Below are 16,989 nucleotides of genomic sequence, written 5' to 3' on the forward strand. Positions count from 1 at the left end.
AAAGATGAATAAAATTATACGCTACGTTTTTGTGGATCTCTTGCGCAACAAGACCATTTTATGCTACACCATATTACTCTTTGTACTTTCCATGACGGTCTATAGCATGGAGGACAACTATGAAAAGGGATTACTCAGTCTACTGAATATTGTGTTGTTTGTAGTTCCGCTGATGAGTATCATTTTTTCAGGCATCTATATCTACCAGAGTTCCGAGTTTATCAATTGCCTTGTCAGTCAGCCTTTGCAACGGCAAAGCATTTGGGGCAGCCTGTATGTGGGTCTGGCAGGTGCACTTAGTTTAGCTTTTTTTATTGGCGTTGGCATACCAACTTTTATCTATGCATTTAGCTCTTCGGGAATTACTTTGGTCGGTTGCGGACTGTTACTTTCTTTGATTTTCGTTTCGATCGCGATGTGGACATCTGTATTGATCAGAGATAAGTCGAAGGGGATAGGATTGGCAATTTTGCTTTGGCTTTATTTCACGCTGCTTTTTGACGCACTGGTGCTTTTCATCCTATTTCAGTTTGCGGATTATCCCATCGAACATGGAATGGTTGCACTGTCCATGCTCAATCCCATCGATATCTGTCGCATCCTTATTTTATTACAGGTCGATCTATCCGCGATGATGGGCTATACAGGGGCGATATTTCGGGATTTCTTCGGTAATACATTCGGCATTGCGATCACCCTGTTGGTCATGTTGCTCTGGTGCCTCATTCCTCTAGGGCTATCTATTCGCTATTTTAAGAAAAAGGATTTATAATAATTTATTGACCATTTAATACTATTATCATGATTAAATCACCGTTATTGGAGGTTTTCAATATAGAACCTCGACTTAAACACCCGACCATATTTGATCACTTCGATGCCCTGGATTCGGGCGAGTCATTTATTATCAAAAACGATCATGATCCTAAACCGCTCTATTATCAGTTGCTGGGTGAACGTGGAAAGGATCTCATTTGGAATTATCTTGAATCGGGGCCCGAATACTGGCAGGTTCGCCTTGGCAAACCGCTCGAAAGCGAAACACTGGAAACCGTTGGCCATATTGCTGCCAAGGATATCCGCAAGGCCGAAGTTTTAAAACAGCTTGGGGTAGATTTTTGTTGCGGTGGTAAGCAGACGCTTAAGGAGGCCGCTCATAGTGTTGGTCTCGATGAAATTGAATTGCGCAGACGGTTAAACCAATCCGAAGAGCTTCCTATAGCCGGCCCACCGCTAAATTTTAAAGATTGGGATATCGATTTTTTAAGTGATTATATTAAGAATGTTCATCATCGGTATGTCCGGGAAAAAGGACCGATTATTCAGGAACTTGCACATAAAGTGGCCGATGTGCATGCACAGCAGCATCCCGAGCTGGTCAACTTGTCCAAAGAACTCGATGCCTTTCTTGATGACCTTTACCATCATTTGGATAAAGAGGAGAAGCAGCTCTTTCCGGCAACCAAGAATGAACAAGAATTGACCAGCAAACAGGTAGAGCAGCTCATTCAATTTTTGATTTCCGAACACGAAGATTCAGGAAAGGAACTTCAGCAGTTGCGCAAAATTACCCAAAATTACACATTGCCAGCCAATGCCTGCAATTCCTACACGTCATTATTTTCACAGATCGAATCTTTCGAATCCGATCTTTTGCAGCATATCCACCTGGAGAATAATATTTTATTTCCAAAGTTGCTCGCGAGCTACGGTGTTCAAATGAATTAAAAACTAGAAAAGCCATGCGGATAAACCAGCATACCAAGATTTCAGAACTGATCAGCTATAATGACTTAAGCATTGAAGCCATTGCAGCTATTGCCAAACCCTTGCGTAAGATCCGGATCCCGGTGTTGCGTCGGATACTGGCCCCTCGGGTCTCCATAGGCGAAGCAGCAAAAATTGGCGGATGTTCGGTTGCAGATTTTCGTGCTGCGCTGGTACCGCTCGGCTTTATTTGGATGTCAGATGGAGCTGAGAAAGTCAATGATCCATTCGATGCAGCAGAGCGGCCAAGTTGGATGGATGATGCAGCAGTGACGGTTGTATTCGATGTGAGACCCCTATTGGAAATGGGGCAAGATCCATTAAAAGATATTTTTCAGTTGTATCGCTCACTCGTCGCAGGAGGGATTCTTTGCATCAGCAATTCATTTGTCCCCATTCCATTAATTAGGCGTATGGAGGAGCGTGGAGTGCCAAGCTATAGCCACGAATGGGCGGAGGGTGAATTCAGAAGTTACTTTTATAAAAAAGATACAGTGCTGTCCGTTCAGCCTGCTGAGGGCGATCATATTTCATTTGTGCCGAAACGACTTTTTGAGCAGAAATTAGCGCGACTTTCCGCGCTTCAACTTGTTACATTGGATGTCAGGACATTGCCTATGCCGCAGCCCATGGAATCAATTCTTGAGGCCCTTGCTCAACTGAAAGCCGATGAGGTTGTCTATGTAAAACATCGGAAGGTTCCGCTCCATTTACTAGAAGAACTGGATCATTTTTCTTATCGGATTTTCATCCATGAACAACATCCTGGAGATGTCCATCTGTTAATTTACCCCGTTAAATAAAATGGCACATATTGCTATTCATAAGAGCCCAGAAGCGTATGCTGTATTGCCGTTTTTTATCACTGCGGGCATTTTTTTTCTACTGTTCAGCTTCCTCTTGGTTTTTAGCGGGGGGCAGCTCTTTGGGCACCATTTTCAACCAAAAGTGCTGGCAATCGTCCATAGCCTAGCACTAGGTTGGGGCACGATGGTGATTTATGGAGCGGCGTATCAGCTGGTGCCGGTTATTTTTGAACGTTCACTTCGCTCTTCCAAATTGGCATTTTTCAGTTATATCCTATTGACATCGGGAACCTGTGTGTTGATTTATAGTTTCTGGTATTTCAAGATCGGTTTACTCATGTGCGTTGGAGGGCTATTGATTACGCTCAGCTCCTACCTGTACTTCTACTTGCTGTGGATGACGACTAAAGATGTGGAGCATCTATTTGAACTACGCCTTTATTTTACGTTCTCGGCCTTCTGGCTTTGTTTTACAACCACCTTAGGCCTTTTGCTTGCCATTAATTTAGCCCATGGTTTTCTAACAAAAAGTCACGTCGATATCCTAAAGCTACACGCCCACGTCGGTATTGTTGGTTGGTTTTTGCAGTTGATCCTGGGAGCGGGAGCGAAGATGCTGCCGATGTTTCTCTTGGGACAATCCACCAAAACAAAGTGGCTTTATGTTTCGGTCATTTTGATAAACCTTGGATTGGTACTTTTTTTATTGGACGGATACAGCCATCCTGTGGGATTAAGATCTCTTACCTTTGGAGCAATAGTGCTATTGGGAGTAGTTTGCTGGGCCGTTTTTGTCGTGGATTGTTTTGTGCACCGGGCGCGTAAGGTACTGGATATTCCGATGAAACATAGTTTCATTTCCTTTTTGAGTTTATTGTTCGCGTTTCTCACCTTACCTATGGTTGTCCGGCAGGAGTCTGGTAATTGGGTGAATTTATATGCCGTATGGGTGTTTTTTGGATGGTTAACGGGTATTATTTTAGGGATGACCTATAAGACCCTGCCTTTTATGATCTGGAATTGGCGCTATAAAGATCTCAATGGCATCAAAAAAATACCTTTGCCCAAGGAACTTTATAGTCAGCGATTACTTTCTATACAATATTATCTTTACCTAGTGGCGCTTGTCGTCATGGCGGTTGCTGTAGCCGGTCGATTCAGGTGGGCATTATACTGTGCAGCCTGGCTTTGGGCAGCACTTGCTGCTGTTTATGTTGTCAATGTCGGAAAAGTAGTTTTTCATCAAAGAAAAAGTAAATAAACTACGCACCTCGCCTATATATTTAATGAAAGATACCATGAAAATTGATCTAACAAAACCGGAGGCTTCCGATCAGTTAAAAGCTGTTCAGGTATTGATGCTTGTGATGGATCCCGAATTGGGGATCAACATCGTAGATATGGGCTTAATTTATGATATTAATTTAACCGATCCCAGTCGTATTGTTGTTACCATGACGTTATCTTCATCCTATTGCCCGATGGGCGACTCTATCGTTCATGGCGTTGAAAAAACATTGCAACAGCAATTTCCACAGCGGGCAATAATTATCGAGCTCGTTTGGGATCCTATTTGGACTCCCGATCGGATCAGCGAAGAGGGAAAGAGCCTATTGGAACGAGAATGATTTCTTGAAGAATAAATTCACCTCCCTATTTCCGTCATTTACCGAGTTTTCCCGATTGTTAGTCTAAAGTCAATAGGCTAGGGGCCTATTGTGTTGTAGTTTTGAGTCAACAAATAAGAACAACAAAACTAACACTATAAAAAAAGACATTATGAAAACTTTGGTAAAAACATTCGCAGCAGCAGCCTTAATCGCAGTATCAACTTTCGCTATGGCAGCTGAAGGACCGGGAGCAAAAGCAACAAAAGCTAATATTAACCTTTCTACAGCAGATTTCGCTTTAGAGCACTATGTTGCGGTAACGACTGAAGGAGAATCAGCAGGTGTAGAGCAGTTATTTGCAGCTGATTTTAATCAAAAGATCCAAGCTTCCAATGCACAAAATAACAGCCGTAGCGAAGTGGTTAAATCCTTGAAAAAACAAAAAGGCGAAAAGCTAAACTGTACAGTAAGCACCGATATCATGGAGGAATCGGCAGACTATATGGTGGCTAAAGTAACGTTGAAATTTGAAAACTTCACCAAAACAGATTTAGTTACCTTGGAGCGTGTGGGCAATGACTGGAAATTATCCAAATCGATCAATTCTTATAAATAAGAGCCATCTCAAATAAATATATATGTTGTAGAGCCATATCGTGAGATGTGGCTTTTTCCTTTCATTCCTAAACAATATTTCGGATATTTGGACAAAGACCAGTTTTTAGTTAAAAGATTTATCATGTCGGATATTCAGCAGTTAATAGCACAGATGAGAGCATTCAGAGATGCGAGAGATTGGGAACAGTTTCACAATTCTAAGGACCTCGCAGTTGCATTGAGCATTGAAGCGTCTGAGCTTCTGGAGCTTTTTTTGTGGAAAGGAAATGAAGATGCCAATCCTGACAAGTTGAAAAATGAGCTTGCAGATGTACTGATGTATGCGCTATTGCTTGCCGATAAGCAAGGGCTTGATGTTAAGCAGATCGTGGAGGACAAGATGAAACTCAACAATGAAAAATATCCAGTCGAAAAAGCCAAAGGAACTGCTAAAAAGTATAATGAACTGTAATTAATAACGCATGTCAGAATTGGATATTAAAGAAGTTCATATTGTTCCCGTCGGTAGCACAGGAGAGGTTAAGGATACAGATAGCAAACTAGATTTTTATAACAGCGCACTGGTTTATCTGCTCAACGATAAAAGGTCAATCTATATCGGTGAATCTATCGATATCAAGAACCGCTTTTCAAGCCATAATAGACACGACAGCAAGAAAGACCTATTAATCCGACATGCGATATATTCGCATTTGTTCAACAAATCCGTTACCCTACATTTAGAAGCATTCCTGATCAACCTTTTCTCAGCAGAAAAAGGCCTGAAACTGATCAATGCCAACCTTGGCAATAACGGGCACTACTATCACCAGAAGAAAGAATATGAAGTATTGTTTCCACAGATCTGGAAACAACTTGAAGAACTTAAAATAGCACGCACTTCTTTCGAAGAGATCATTAACAGCAACGTTTTTAAGTACTCACCCTACAAGAGTTTGAACCTAGATCAGCAGCAGGCAGTTCTGGCCTGTTTGAAAATGCTCGTGGACGACAAAAAAGGTATCTTTATACATGGGAATGCAGGTACTGGTAAGACTATCATTGCGATTTATGTGCTTAAATTGCTTGTTACGCCCATACGCTATTTTGAACAGTTTGAGATGAAGGATGAATTCTCTATGGAAGCATTCGGGTTGCTTAATGCATATCGAGACAAACATGGTATTACAGTAGAAAATGAAAAAGATCTTAAAGATCAAGTCGCTCTTGTCGTATCGATGACCTCCTTGCGCAGTACCTTGCAGAAGGTGTTTAAAGACATTGATCAGCTCAGTTCGAGTATGGTTATATCGCCAACAGATATTTCAAAACGAACATACAAGGTGGTTTTAGTGGATGAGGCCCATCGTTTGCGCAGACGCAAAAATATATCTGGTTATGGAGATTTTGATAAGAGTAATATGCGTCTTGGATTTGATATCAACGAAGGAACAGAGTTGGATTGGGTTTTGAAGCAGTCGGAAAATCAGATTTTCTTTTATGACAACAACCAATCTATCCGTACGACTGATTTACCTCCTTCAAGGTTTGAAGTTTTAAAGAACTCTAAGGCATATGATAGTGTACGCTTGCAGACGCAGATTCGCTCTGAAGGTGGTGACCTGTTCACTGATTTCGTCCATCGGTTGTTTGACTTGGAAATGTTGCCTAACGAAAGATTTGAATCGAATGATTTTGAGCTTAAGCTGTTTGACAGTTTTGTAGCGATGCGAGACCAGGTTTTCCACAAAGAAGCAGAGACGGGATTGTCGAGATTGGTTGCGGGCTTTAGTTGGGAATATAAGACCAAGGATAAAAAAAACAGGCATCTGTATGATATGACCATTGAGGGGATAGATCTTCGTTGGAATTCGACAGCTAAAGATTGGATCAATTCAAAAAATGCGATAAATGAAGTAGGAAGTATACACACCGTATTTGGCAATGACCTAAATTATATCGCCATTGTTTTTGGTAGAGAGATCGACTATGATCCTATTGCTAAAACTATCGTGGTGTATCGGGATGAATATAAAGATACGAATGGGAAGAATAGCACCGATGACCTGGATTTATTATTCTATGTTAAAAATATATACAAAACATTGATGTTTAGGGGGATTCGTGGAGTATATGTTTATGTGTGCAATTCGAATCTTAAAGCCTATTTAAGTCAACATATGGAGGTTGTGACAGGAAATAGCGGAAACGAGTCAAAAGTTATTCCTTCACGTCCTATTAGTTATGAACCTACAGCGAGTTCTATACCGTATTATGATCTTGAGATTGCAGCAGGCAATTTTTCCGAATTGCAGCAAAGTGAGACTTTGCAGTATATTGAAGTTGAAGGACGCTATCAGGATCCAAAACGTTATTTTGCCTGTAAAGTGATTGGGGAATCCATGAATAAGATTATTCCCAATGGTTCGATCTGTTTATTCGAGCGCTATCAAGGTGGTTCCAGAAATGGTCTGATCTGTCTGGTTGAATCCCGTAGTTTTGAAGATCGCGATTTTGGAGCAAACTATACCATTAAAGAATATTCGAGTAAGAAGACCATTACGGAAGAGGGCTGGCAACATCAGGAAATTATCCTCTTACCCAAATCTTCAGACGACTCATACAGTCCCATTGTATTGAAAGATGAGGAGGCTGTAGATCTCCAGGTGATCGGCGTATTTAGACAGGTGCTATAGTAAAGTTGCTTCATTAATCAATAACAATTGGAAGTATTTCCTTAAATTTGTATGATTAATCGATGTAAAGATATCGGTACATGCCAATTGTAAATAATTCACTTTAATGAATACCCACGTACTTGAAACACTCTTAAGTTTATCCTCGGAGAATGAGGTCGTTGAGTTTAAGGAAGCCAAAAATAACTATGACTTCACTAAACTGGGAAAATACTTCTCTGCTATCAGCAATGAAGCTAATCTTTGTGGTAAACCATTTGGATGGTTAGTTTTTGGTGTTGAGGATAAGAAGCATACTGTTGTTGGTACCAATTATCGGATAGGGCGCTCCGATCTAGATAAGCTTAAGGGAGAAATAGCAAGCAAAACCACCAATCGGATTACCTTTATCGAGATCCATGAGGTTATTAAAGGAGGAGGACGTGTGCTCATGTTTCAGATACCAGCAGCGCCACGTGGTATTCCTGTAAGTTTTGATGGGCATTATTATGCTCGAGATGGCGAAGAATTGGTGCCTCTTAATCTTGAAAAGATAGAACGAATTAGAGCACAGGCGACTCAACATGACTGGAGCGCAGCGGTAATTCCAGATGCTACGATAGAAGATCTTGATGAAGAAGCGATAGCTTTAGCAAGAAGAAACTATAAGAGTAAGTTTCCGGACAAAGCGGAGGAAATGGACAAATGGGATGATATCACCTTTCTCAACAAAGCTAAAGTAACCGTCAAGGGGAAAGTCACTCGGACTGCTGTTATCCTGTTGGGTAAAGACGAGTCTGAGCATTTCTTAAATCCAGCGGATGTCAAGATACGTTGGAAGTTAGTGGATACGGAAAATAACGATATTGATTACGATATATTTGGCCTTCCACTCATTCTTTCGGTAGAAAAAGTATTTGCCAAGATACGAAACATTAAATATCGCTATATGCAAGAGGGGACGATTTTCCCTGCCGAGGTTTCTAAGTATGAGCCTTTTTCCATTCGCGAGGCTATAAACAATTGTATAGCCCATCAAGATTACACAAAAGGAGCACGCGTTAATGTTGTCGAAATGGAGGATCAGTTGGTTTTTACCAACTATGGTAATTTTATTCCTGGTAGTGTAGAAAAGGTTGTCATTGAAGATGCACCAGAAGAATTCTATCGAAATAAGTTTTTAGCCACCGCTATGTTCAATCTTAAGATGGTCGATACTGCGGGAGGGGGGATCAAAAAGATCTTTAATTTTCAACGGGAACGCTACTTTCCTCTGCCCGACTATGATCTGTCGGATGACAAAGTTAAGGTCACTATCTCAGGTAAAGTCTTGAATTTGGACTATGCCCGTTTATTAGCGCAGCATAAAGATCTCTCCCTGGAAGATATTATGGCACTGGATAAGGTGCAGAAGAAAAAGCCTTTAAGTAACTACGAGGAGAGTGAGTTAAGGCGTAAAAAACTGATTGAGGGGCGAAAACCTAATTATTTTATTGGCTTACATGTCGCTCAGAAATCTGGTGATAAAGTAGGCTATACGAAAAATAAGGCCTTTGACAATCAATATTACAGAGATCTTATCTTAAAAGCAATATCGCAGCATCATAGTATGTCACGTTCGGAAATAGATGAATTGTTATGGAATAAATTGCCGGACTGGATGACGGATGAGCAGCGGAAAAGGAAAGTCAACAATTTAATAACTAAACTTAAAAATCATAATAAAATTGTCAATAAAGGCACTTTCAAATATTCTATGTGGGAGTTAGCGAATTGATCGCAGTAGAAAGATTAGGAGAAGAACAAGTAGAAAGATTAGGAGAAGAACAAGTAGAAAGATAAGTAGAAGAGCAAGTAGAAAGATAAGTAGAAGAGCAAGTAGAAAGATAAGTAGAAGAGCAAGTAGAAAGATAAGTAGAAGAGCAAGTAGAAAGATAAGTAGAAGAGCAAGTAGAAAGATAAGTAGAAGAGCAAGTAGAAAGATAAGTAGAAGAGCAAGTAGAAAGAGAATTAGAAAGATAAGTAGAAGAGCAAGTAGAAAGATTAGGAGAAGAACTAGGAAAAAGATAAGTAGAAGAGCTTGGAGAAAGATTAAGAAAAGAATTAGGAGAAGTTGGGGAATATGATTAAAGGGAAAGAATCGGAATATGTAATAGTATCATATGTTAATGGAAAGTAAGGAATATTTGATAGAATTATTAAAAGAAAAGTATCATTATGAACTTGGTAGAAGAGATAAATTCGAAGATAATTTATCACTGCCGGTCACAGTGTTAGGCTTAATTATCGCTGGGTTATTTTATGTAATCAATGAGGTTTATTCAGACACGTTATCTCCGTGCTCAAAAGCTACTTTTATAGGCATGATCGGATCAATGTTAATAATTATTATAGGTGCTATATTATCACTTGTGTATGTCTTTTTTGGTTTTAAAAGAGAATATTGTACATTTCCAGAAAGTAAAGCAATCCTAGAGAGGTATCAAGAGATTAAGGCATACTCTGCAAAACATAAAGAGGATAATTCTTTTATAACTTCTTCTTTGAAAGAAGACACAATTAAATGGTATTCAGATTGCAATGAGAATAATACGCGTACGAATGACAGACGAGCTAACGCGTTCCATACTTTTAAAATGTTATTTTCAATTATAATAATTTTAGGAGTTTTATTGATGTTTTTAGTATTCTATTTAAAAGTTAATTGATATGAGTAAAAACCCAAAGCCAAGTTTACCACCGCCGCCGCCGGTGCGAAGAGAAAAATCTGAGGAATATCCAGTAAGGCCAAAGACAGATAAAAAATAATATTTAAATTTTTAGATTATAAATTACGGAGTTCTGCTATCATTAAGATATTGATCTCCGTAATTTTAGGTTTCAAGATTTGTATTGATATTAATATTATCAGTTAAAAAAAATATATTCATGCTCTCTATTAAACTGCATGGCGCGTTGAAACGTGTATGGAGTAGAAGTAAGTTTATAAATAACGTCAGTGATATCATTTTTCAAACGTTCATGATAAAACCGGTTGTTATTTTTAGGATCATCAAAAGGCACAATATCCTCAAGACCTTTGAGAATATATTTGCTAGTTTCCAGTCCATTTTTTTTTCCAATACATACAAATACCTCGGAGATTTTTGTGATTGGCTTAAACCAGCCGTTGAAGATATTATCAAGGTCGGGTAACGAAAGGCAATGTTTTATAATTTCCAATAACGTCCGTATAGAATTAGGATTTGAATAATTTTGATATTCTAGATCATAGTAGGTGTCGCCAGCATTTTTTGTTTTAGCTATAATGTATGCCTTCAGTTTTATAAAGGCAAATTCTCCATTTGTTTTCACAAGATGTCTAACAGCGGTAGGCTCATCTAGTAGTTTTTTGTCAATGAGTAATTGATAGTTGTCTGTTATAAAATTTCTAATAAAATCATATTCCCGTAGATCTGATAATGTATTTAAGATAAAGGGGAGAAAGTAATAATCTTCATCTTTCTCAAGATATAAGTTGGCTACCGATTTTAAGATAGGTGGATTATCTATATAACAAAGCTCAACAACTTTCCTTGCACAATCGTAATTCTTTCCAAGAATACTGTTTTTTAGATCTTCTTCAATTCCATATTCATCTTTATCAAAAGAAATTTCTTTTGATCTTAGATAAGCTAGAAAAGGAAGCTTTATCTCAAGATCGGAGATTGATTTCAACTCTTCTAATACTTTTAATACAACTTTCTCTGTTCCTAATATTTCATCAATAAAATCAAAATCAAACAATGTATATTTTGAAAAATCAATCAACTGAAGTAAAAAACTCTCTTCAAATCCCGAAAATTTTAAATAACGGACAAAGTTGAGAAATGAATTAATAGTTCTTAACTCATTAGAAGTTATCCTGGATTCGGGGTTATCTAAAAAGCACTCTATCATTGGCTTAATGTCTATTATCCAGGATTCAATATGTTTTTTTTGAAAATCTTGAACGACAATAGACAATTCGTTATTTTCTGATAGAGTTTGATAAATATCTTCGAAACGATCTAGTCTTCTATTTTCAAGAACTTTGTCAAGATCTTCAATTTTTAGTTTTTGATCCGCCCTATAGTCTTCTCTGAGAATTTTCCAAAGGAAGTGTTTGGCGTATTCACTTATATTCTTTTTCAATTCAATAATATCGTAATACTCATCCCAGAATCTGTCAACTTCCTCAAAAGAAAGAGAGGATGTATTATAGTGTAGAAAGATATTTTCCATTTGCTTTTTTAGCAGTGGCAAGTCAAATTTTACATCAAATTCTCTTTGAATTGAACTTCTATTAAAAGCAATTTCGTCTTGAACAGTAGACTGTTCGATCCGATCTGGAAATATAAATCTTGTATTGTCTTCAATAAATTTTTCAAACTGTATTGCTTTTTCTAAACAGTCGTATTGCATTGTATTGCGAACTTTGATTAGAAAAAGGTCCTCTAAAACACCATTTTTATAAACGTCAACAATATGAGCATAATATTCTGCCTTTAATATCGTCTCCAGAAAATAAATATTACTATTATTTTCTGTTTCTAAAGCTATTAATTTCTTAAATAGTCCTTCATCAACTAAACAGTCTTTTGCTAGGGATGCCAAAAGGTCTTGTTCTAAATGATAAATTCTGTCAGTGGTTATAACATCACAAATTATTTCAGTTAATTTTTCTCCATAGCTTTTTGTTGCTGGACGAATTATCGAAGAACAGTGTTTAATAAATTTTGCTACATATTTTTCTCTTAGTTTGTGGTTGCCTATACGTTTGAGAATAAATTCCAATAAATAAATGAGAGCTTCATTGTCTTTGATTTGGCTAAAAAGTGTAAATATTTTTTCTTTTGTGGAAATTACTGATCCATATTTTGATTTTTTGTTCCATGATATTTCATTGATGGATTTTTTTAGAATATGAAGAATAAAATCTTGATGACGGTCAAAGTTGTTTTCGTTAGTTAGATTGATTACTTGATTGACAAATTCCTTATAATCATAAATAGAAACAAAGCTTTTGATCTGTTCTATTAGTTTCTCTTTTTTATCGTTATCAACTCGTTTTATAAGCGCTATGGTTCTCTCCATAATTTGAAGAAAATCAACCTCGTTGTCCTGAAACTCATTCATTATTTGGAACAAAAGGGATTCTAGCTTTGTAGCATTATCTTTATTAGACAATGACATATGATTGAGTAAAATAATAGCAGACTGGCGTGTCCGTAAATTTAGTTCTTTACTCATCGCCTTATCAAATAAATACTCAATATTTGGTAACGTATCGCTAAATGTTCCAAGTGTGCCATCATCGCTGACCCATAGTGTTTTTTCTATACAGTGATCTTGGAAATACTTTTGCAATACTGTATTTCGAATTTCATCGGACACTAATTCGGTATCTGCTTGGAATACCATTTCGATGTCGTTTTTGATAAGCCAATTAATAAGCTTTTCATAAGCGTTTACTTGCTCAAACTCCATATTTAATAAAAGTGTTACTACGTTATACCATGCAGGATGCACTTTACAGATTTTATCATCTATTTTTATTAGATCAAGAAGTTGGTCAATATCCATTTGGGTCAATATTTGCGCTACGAAATATTCTTGTACGCTTTTCAGTTCAAAGCTCCATTTCTTATCTATAGACTGTTCGATAAATGGATTTTTAGCTAGAGTATCTATTTCTCCCAATATAGCCCGTGCCTTAGAATCCTCAATAGACGTTATTTGCATTGTTTCCATTGCAAAAGCAAGCTTTCTTGCTTGTTCTAAATGAAGACCTTCGCTATAATTTGTATTTCTGAATTTGTCTTTTTCATCATGATCGAGCCTATTTTTGATGTATTGCGATATCAATTTAGAACGTGATATTTCGATAACCCCAGTTTTTAAATAGTTTTCACCTATAAGTTCAAGATAGAAGGGTGTTTCTAAGAGATCTGCATATTTCCAAAAATTGAATTTTCGATGCTCGTTAATAAAGTCTATCCCAAATTTATCCCTTAAGAATCTTATCGCTTGTCCATCCACAATTGGGTTAAGATATGCTTCGGTAAATCCATCTAAGTTTTTGACTATTTTATTGTAAATAGAAGTCCGGCAACTGATGATAAATTTAATGTTGTTTTTCCTCGGCGAAACTTTCTTACTATCGATAAATGATCGCAACTTATTGCTAAAGTCTGTAACGTCATAGACTTCGTCGAGTCCATCTAAAACCACAAGTAGGAAGGGGATTTTCTCATAACGATTGGGTAATATCTCAGAGATTGTAGAATTAGAATTAAAATTTTTGAGTGATTTAAAATAAGGTATGATTTCGTTGCTATTACGTTCATCCCATAGTGAGACAGCCATAAAATTTAATTCCGTTGTTTTTCCTGAACCGGGATTTCCTAATATTACAACACCATTCTGACTACTCGATATTAATGTATCTATTTCTAGAGTATTCTCTGGATTACTCCATAAATATGGATCCCGTAGAGGAGCTGTTCTAAAAGACCTTTCCATATGAAAAGGTTGTTGTTGAATTGAACTTATATAAATATGCCTATCCGTTTCTTCGATTATTATTTTAGCGAGATTCCTATCAGAAAATATAAGTTTATCGAATTTATTTAGTAATAATTGCCGTTCTTTTTCGATAACTTGTCCTATATCTCCATCGTAAACTTTTTTAAACAAATCAGGATACAAGCTAAAAAATTCTTTTATATGGTATTCAGGCGTAAGGAATTGAACTGGACATTCAGGTGCTATTTTATCATAAAACTTTTCAAGTTTGGAAGGTTCGTTCGGGTTTTTAAAATCTTCAAAAGGTGAAACGAATAATAGAAGGTCTATTGTCTTATGGGTAGAAATTATATGAGGAATTTTTTCAAGCGCCAGCGTGTAACTTAAATTGCTATTATAGTCTTTACATTCTGCATAAACAGTGTAGCTTTTATATTTACTTGTTACAATTTCTATCAGTAAATCATATCCGTCTTGTGTTCCAGTTTTCTGATTTCTCCTTCTGGTAATTGTATATCCAAGTTCTATAAAAATTCTTTCTAGGAATTCTAATGCTATTAATTCAAATTCTAAACCTTTTTTAATCATTTGTTGAAATATAATATGGAGATACCTGCTATATTGTTGTATTTATTTTTCAAATAAGTCTTCAATCATTTGAATTTCTTCATTACGACTATAGTCTATATCATGTGTAATTTCCGAGCTATAATCGTCTTCTTCATAGCTATAACGATCTAAAATTTTATGTAATAAACTGTAAGAGTCAATATCTAAATCATGATTGAAATTTTCATAGAAATCTATAAGTCCACAATCACTGAAGAAAGAGTCATATGATTCCCAATACTTATCGTTAATATAAGATCTTGTATAGGTTTCATCTGTATCGTGATATGTCTTTAGCACATCATTGTCAGATACTACTAATTCATAATCTTTGACATATTCATCGAACAAGCTGTTGATTTTAAGGGTCAGCTCCTCCTTTATTTCTTGAACACTTATTGTTTTGAATAAATCAATTTCATAAAGTTCATGAAGTTCTCTAACCTCTGAGAGATGATCTGATTCATATGCATTTTTTATTACTAAAAACATTAAAAGATTCCAGTTATCAGTGACTATTTTTATTATATTTTCGGGATAACAGGATTTAACACTTTTAAGAATAGTAATTAGCCGTGGGGAGAAGACATAAGCCTCGTATCCTAAGTTTAATAGGTCGTTGAAATATTTTATGAAAATATTTGTGTCATTAATTGTTTTAGGGCTAAAGAATTGATCTAGGCAATATATTATGTCAAAAATTACATGGCCGTAATGTTTGTTCATTACGTTATTTAAACAATTAACGAACGTTGGATAGTATTCTTTTATAAAATAATCATCGAGAATTATCTTATCTTTTCTTGTTCTGTCGAAATAACCTAGAAGTTGATTGGGCGAACTTATCGAAAATATGACTCTATTTCTTTCCTCTTTGCTTTTTTTTAGATAGTTTATTAAAAAATCAGCGATTGATGGATTCAAAAGTTGATATTCGTTAGTTCCATCTTTTGTTTTTATAGATGAGGCAAAACTTCCTAATAATTTTTTTAAGGATCTATTAAAAGGATCTAATTTTTTATGTATTCCATTTTCCCGAATTTCGTAGTTATATCGACAGTTGAACGCATGCTCTAGTTCATCATGACGTACGCGAGTTTTTGCAAAAGAAAAAAGTGATAATAATAAAAATCTGTCTTCATCCTCAAGTTGCCGTTCGAACGCAACTTTCCATATTTCGCGGGGATTGTCCAAATTTTTAAAGATAAATTCATCCACTGTGGTATAATATTCATGATCATAATTCTTTTGGTCAGTAATGAATTCAATTAACCTTGGGAAATAATTTTTATGCTCAATAATTTTTAAATAACTTTTGTTTTCAAAAAAGTGAATCTTATATTCATCACCCATATTGTTAAAGTAAAGGTGGTTGTATACAATTTTAGCTTTATCTAAAAGAGTGTAATTGTTTAATACAAGTTCATATTTAGATCTTTTATCAAATTTTTGGCGTGCAAAATGCTCATAATTATCTTTAGCTTGATTAAGGATAGTAGTTCTTGAAGTTAAGATAAGAAATTTGTTTTTTGATGATTCTATTTGTTCAATAAGGCTTATAATTTTATTCTCTGTATTTTTCGGATTAAGTATCGCATTAATGTTTGCTCCCAAAAAATCATCAAAAAAAAGAACCTGTTTAGTTTCAGGATCTTCGGACAATAAATGTAATGCGTCGCTGATTTTCTCATCAATATTGATTAGTTCATACCCCTTTCCAAGTAAGTCACAAATTAAGATATAAGCTAGCGTTGTTTTTCCAACCCCGGGTTCTCCTGAAATTATTACAAATTTATTCTCATTTAATTTGTCTATAGCATTTTGTAGGTTTTTCGTAGGTACATAAAGACTGGCATTCTTTAATATTTTAGTTTGGTGAAAATCTGACTGCGACCGCTGTCCGTTATGAAGTATAGCCTTTAAAACATTTGTACTGGTAAGCCAAAGCTTATAATATTTTTTTTCAATATCATGATGATCACTAATCAGCGATTCTATTCTATCTCGCCCATAAATATCTTGAGCTGATTTAATAAATGGATGCATTATGTTGATAATGTCATCGACTTGTTTGGGTGATAGATGGCAGGTTGTTGTTAAGATATATCTTTGAGGTTGCGGAGAAAGCATAGACATTTTTTCTTTCTCCTTTTTTAATGTTGATTTTAAATTAGAATAGGTCGATTTCGTATAGGCCTTGGCTTGAATGATGATCTCATTAATATTATAGGTAGAATATCTTAAATCTATTCCATCATCTTTTCCTGTTTTAAAATTTTGAAGTCGAACTCCTAATATCTTTTCAAGCAGATCCTTCGACATGCTCTCAAATTCTTTATCATTTAATACTTCGAGATTATAATTCATTTTAAGATTCTC

General features: G+C 36.1%; 12 protein-coding genes. 10 read left to right on the top strand and 2 right to left on the bottom strand.

The genetic code is table 11. The features are described from left to right. Positions 1-4 precede the first annotated feature (4 nt). The 10 genes from ACLCDV_RS06480 to ACLCDV_RS06525 all read left to right on the top strand — a co-directional run bounded on the left by ACLCDV_RS06480 (position 5) and on the right by ACLCDV_RS06525 (position 10,163). Positions 5-772 (top strand): ABC transporter permease subunit, encoded by a 768-nt coding sequence (locus ACLCDV_RS06480; RefSeq protein WP_070565740.1) that lies wholly within the window; start codon positions 5-7, stop codon positions 770-772. Between the two features lie 29 nt (positions 773-801). Then, positions 802-1,728: an iron-sulfur cluster repair di-iron protein gene (ric, locus tag ACLCDV_RS06485; protein WP_075991505.1), complete on the top strand. Its 927-nt coding sequence runs from the start codon at positions 802-804 to the stop codon at positions 1,726-1,728. A 14-nt stretch (positions 1,729-1,742) separates the two neighbouring features. Next, positions 1,743-2,570 carry a DUF2249 domain-containing protein gene (locus tag ACLCDV_RS06490; RefSeq protein WP_075991506.1) on the top strand — a complete coding sequence of 276 codons (828 nt, stop codon included), beginning with the start codon at positions 1,743-1,745 and terminating at the stop codon, positions 2,568-2,570. Position 2,571: 1 nt separating this feature from the next. Further along, positions 2,572-3,834 (top strand): hypothetical protein, encoded by a 1,263-nt coding sequence (locus ACLCDV_RS06495; RefSeq protein WP_411973189.1) that lies wholly within the window; start codon positions 2,572-2,574, stop codon positions 3,832-3,834. Positions 3,835-3,871: 37 nt separating this feature from the next. Beyond that, positions 3,872-4,201, top strand: coding sequence for a metal-sulfur cluster assembly factor (locus ACLCDV_RS06500; RefSeq protein WP_070565732.1), 330 nt, complete (start codon positions 3,872-3,874; stop codon positions 4,199-4,201). A 151-nt stretch (positions 4,202-4,352) separates the two neighbouring features. Next, positions 4,353-4,799, top strand: coding sequence for a nuclear transport factor 2 family protein (locus ACLCDV_RS06505; protein ID WP_411973190.1), 447 nt, complete (start codon positions 4,353-4,355; stop codon positions 4,797-4,799). Between the two features lie 123 nt (positions 4,800-4,922). Then, positions 4,923-5,252, top strand: a complete 330-nt coding sequence (locus ACLCDV_RS06510; protein ID WP_411973191.1) for a nucleotide pyrophosphohydrolase — start codon at positions 4,923-4,925, stop codon at positions 5,250-5,252. Positions 5,253-5,262: 10 nt separating this feature from the next. Beyond that, complete coding sequence (locus ACLCDV_RS06515; RefSeq protein WP_411973192.1) at positions 5,263-7,476, top strand: DNA/RNA helicase domain-containing protein; 2,214 nt, start codon at positions 5,263-5,265, stop codon at positions 7,474-7,476. Between the two features lie 106 nt (positions 7,477-7,582). Next, positions 7,583-9,232, top strand: a complete 1,650-nt coding sequence (locus ACLCDV_RS06520; protein WP_411973193.1) for an RNA-binding domain-containing protein — start codon at positions 7,583-7,585, stop codon at positions 9,230-9,232. Positions 9,233-9,623: 391 nt separating this feature from the next. Next, complete coding sequence (locus tag ACLCDV_RS06525) at positions 9,624-10,163, top strand: hypothetical protein (protein WP_075991512.1); 540 nt, start codon at positions 9,624-9,626, stop codon at positions 10,161-10,163. Between the two features lie 199 nt (positions 10,164-10,362). On the opposite strand, the gene ACLCDV_RS06530 is transcribed toward ACLCDV_RS06525, so the two are convergent. Both ACLCDV_RS06530 and ACLCDV_RS06535 read right to left on the bottom strand, forming a co-directional pair. After that, a complete protein-coding gene (locus ACLCDV_RS06530; protein WP_411973194.1) occupies positions 10,363-14,589 on the bottom strand; it encodes an NACHT domain-containing protein in 4,227 nt (1,408 codons plus the stop codon). Between the two features lie 42 nt (positions 14,590-14,631). Next, a complete protein-coding gene (locus ACLCDV_RS06535) occupies positions 14,632-16,977 on the bottom strand; it encodes a restriction endonuclease (RefSeq protein ID WP_411973195.1) in 2,346 nt (781 codons plus the stop codon). Positions 16,978-16,989: the final 12 nt, after the last annotated feature.

Origin of the sequence: Sphingobacterium sp. Lzh-3, from assembly GCF_046764375.1 — a bacterium.
In the GTDB taxonomy this organism is placed as follows: domain Bacteria; phylum Bacteroidota; class Bacteroidia; order Sphingobacteriales; family Sphingobacteriaceae; genus Sphingobacterium.

Excerpts from the sequence above, each read along its gene's own strand:
- ACLCDV_RS06480 (WP_070565740.1), top strand. The coding sequence starts at position 5 with ATGAATAAAATTATACGCTACGTTTTTGTGGATCTCTTGCGCAACAAG.
- ric (WP_075991505.1), top strand. The coding sequence starts at position 802 with ATGATTAAATCACCGTTATTGGAGGTTTTCAATATAGAACCTCGACTT.
- ACLCDV_RS06490 (WP_075991506.1), top strand. The coding sequence starts at position 1,743 with ATGCGGATAAACCAGCATACCAAGATTTCAGAACTGATCAGCTATAAT.
- ACLCDV_RS06495 (WP_411973189.1), top strand. The coding sequence starts at position 2,572 with ATGGCACATATTGCTATTCATAAGAGCCCAGAAGCGTATGCTGTATTG.
- ACLCDV_RS06500 (WP_070565732.1), top strand. The coding sequence starts at position 3,872 with ATGAAAATTGATCTAACAAAACCGGAGGCTTCCGATCAGTTAAAAGCT.
- ACLCDV_RS06505 (WP_411973190.1), top strand. The coding sequence starts at position 4,353 with ATGAAAACTTTGGTAAAAACATTCGCAGCAGCAGCCTTAATCGCAGTA.
- ACLCDV_RS06510 (WP_411973191.1), top strand. The coding sequence starts at position 4,923 with ATGTCGGATATTCAGCAGTTAATAGCACAGATGAGAGCATTCAGAGAT.
- ACLCDV_RS06515 (WP_411973192.1), top strand. The coding sequence starts at position 5,263 with ATGTCAGAATTGGATATTAAAGAAGTTCATATTGTTCCCGTCGGTAGC.
- ACLCDV_RS06520 (WP_411973193.1), top strand. The coding sequence starts at position 7,583 with ATGAATACCCACGTACTTGAAACACTCTTAAGTTTATCCTCGGAGAAT.
- ACLCDV_RS06525 (WP_075991512.1), top strand. The coding sequence starts at position 9,624 with ATGGAAAGTAAGGAATATTTGATAGAATTATTAAAAGAAAAGTATCAT.
- ACLCDV_RS06530 (WP_411973194.1), bottom strand. The coding sequence starts at position 14,589 with ATGATTAAAAAAGGTTTAGAATTTGAATTAATAGCATTAGAATTCCTA.
- ACLCDV_RS06535 (WP_411973195.1), bottom strand. The coding sequence starts at position 16,977 with ATGAATTATAATCTCGAAGTATTAAATGATAAAGAATTTGAGAGCATG.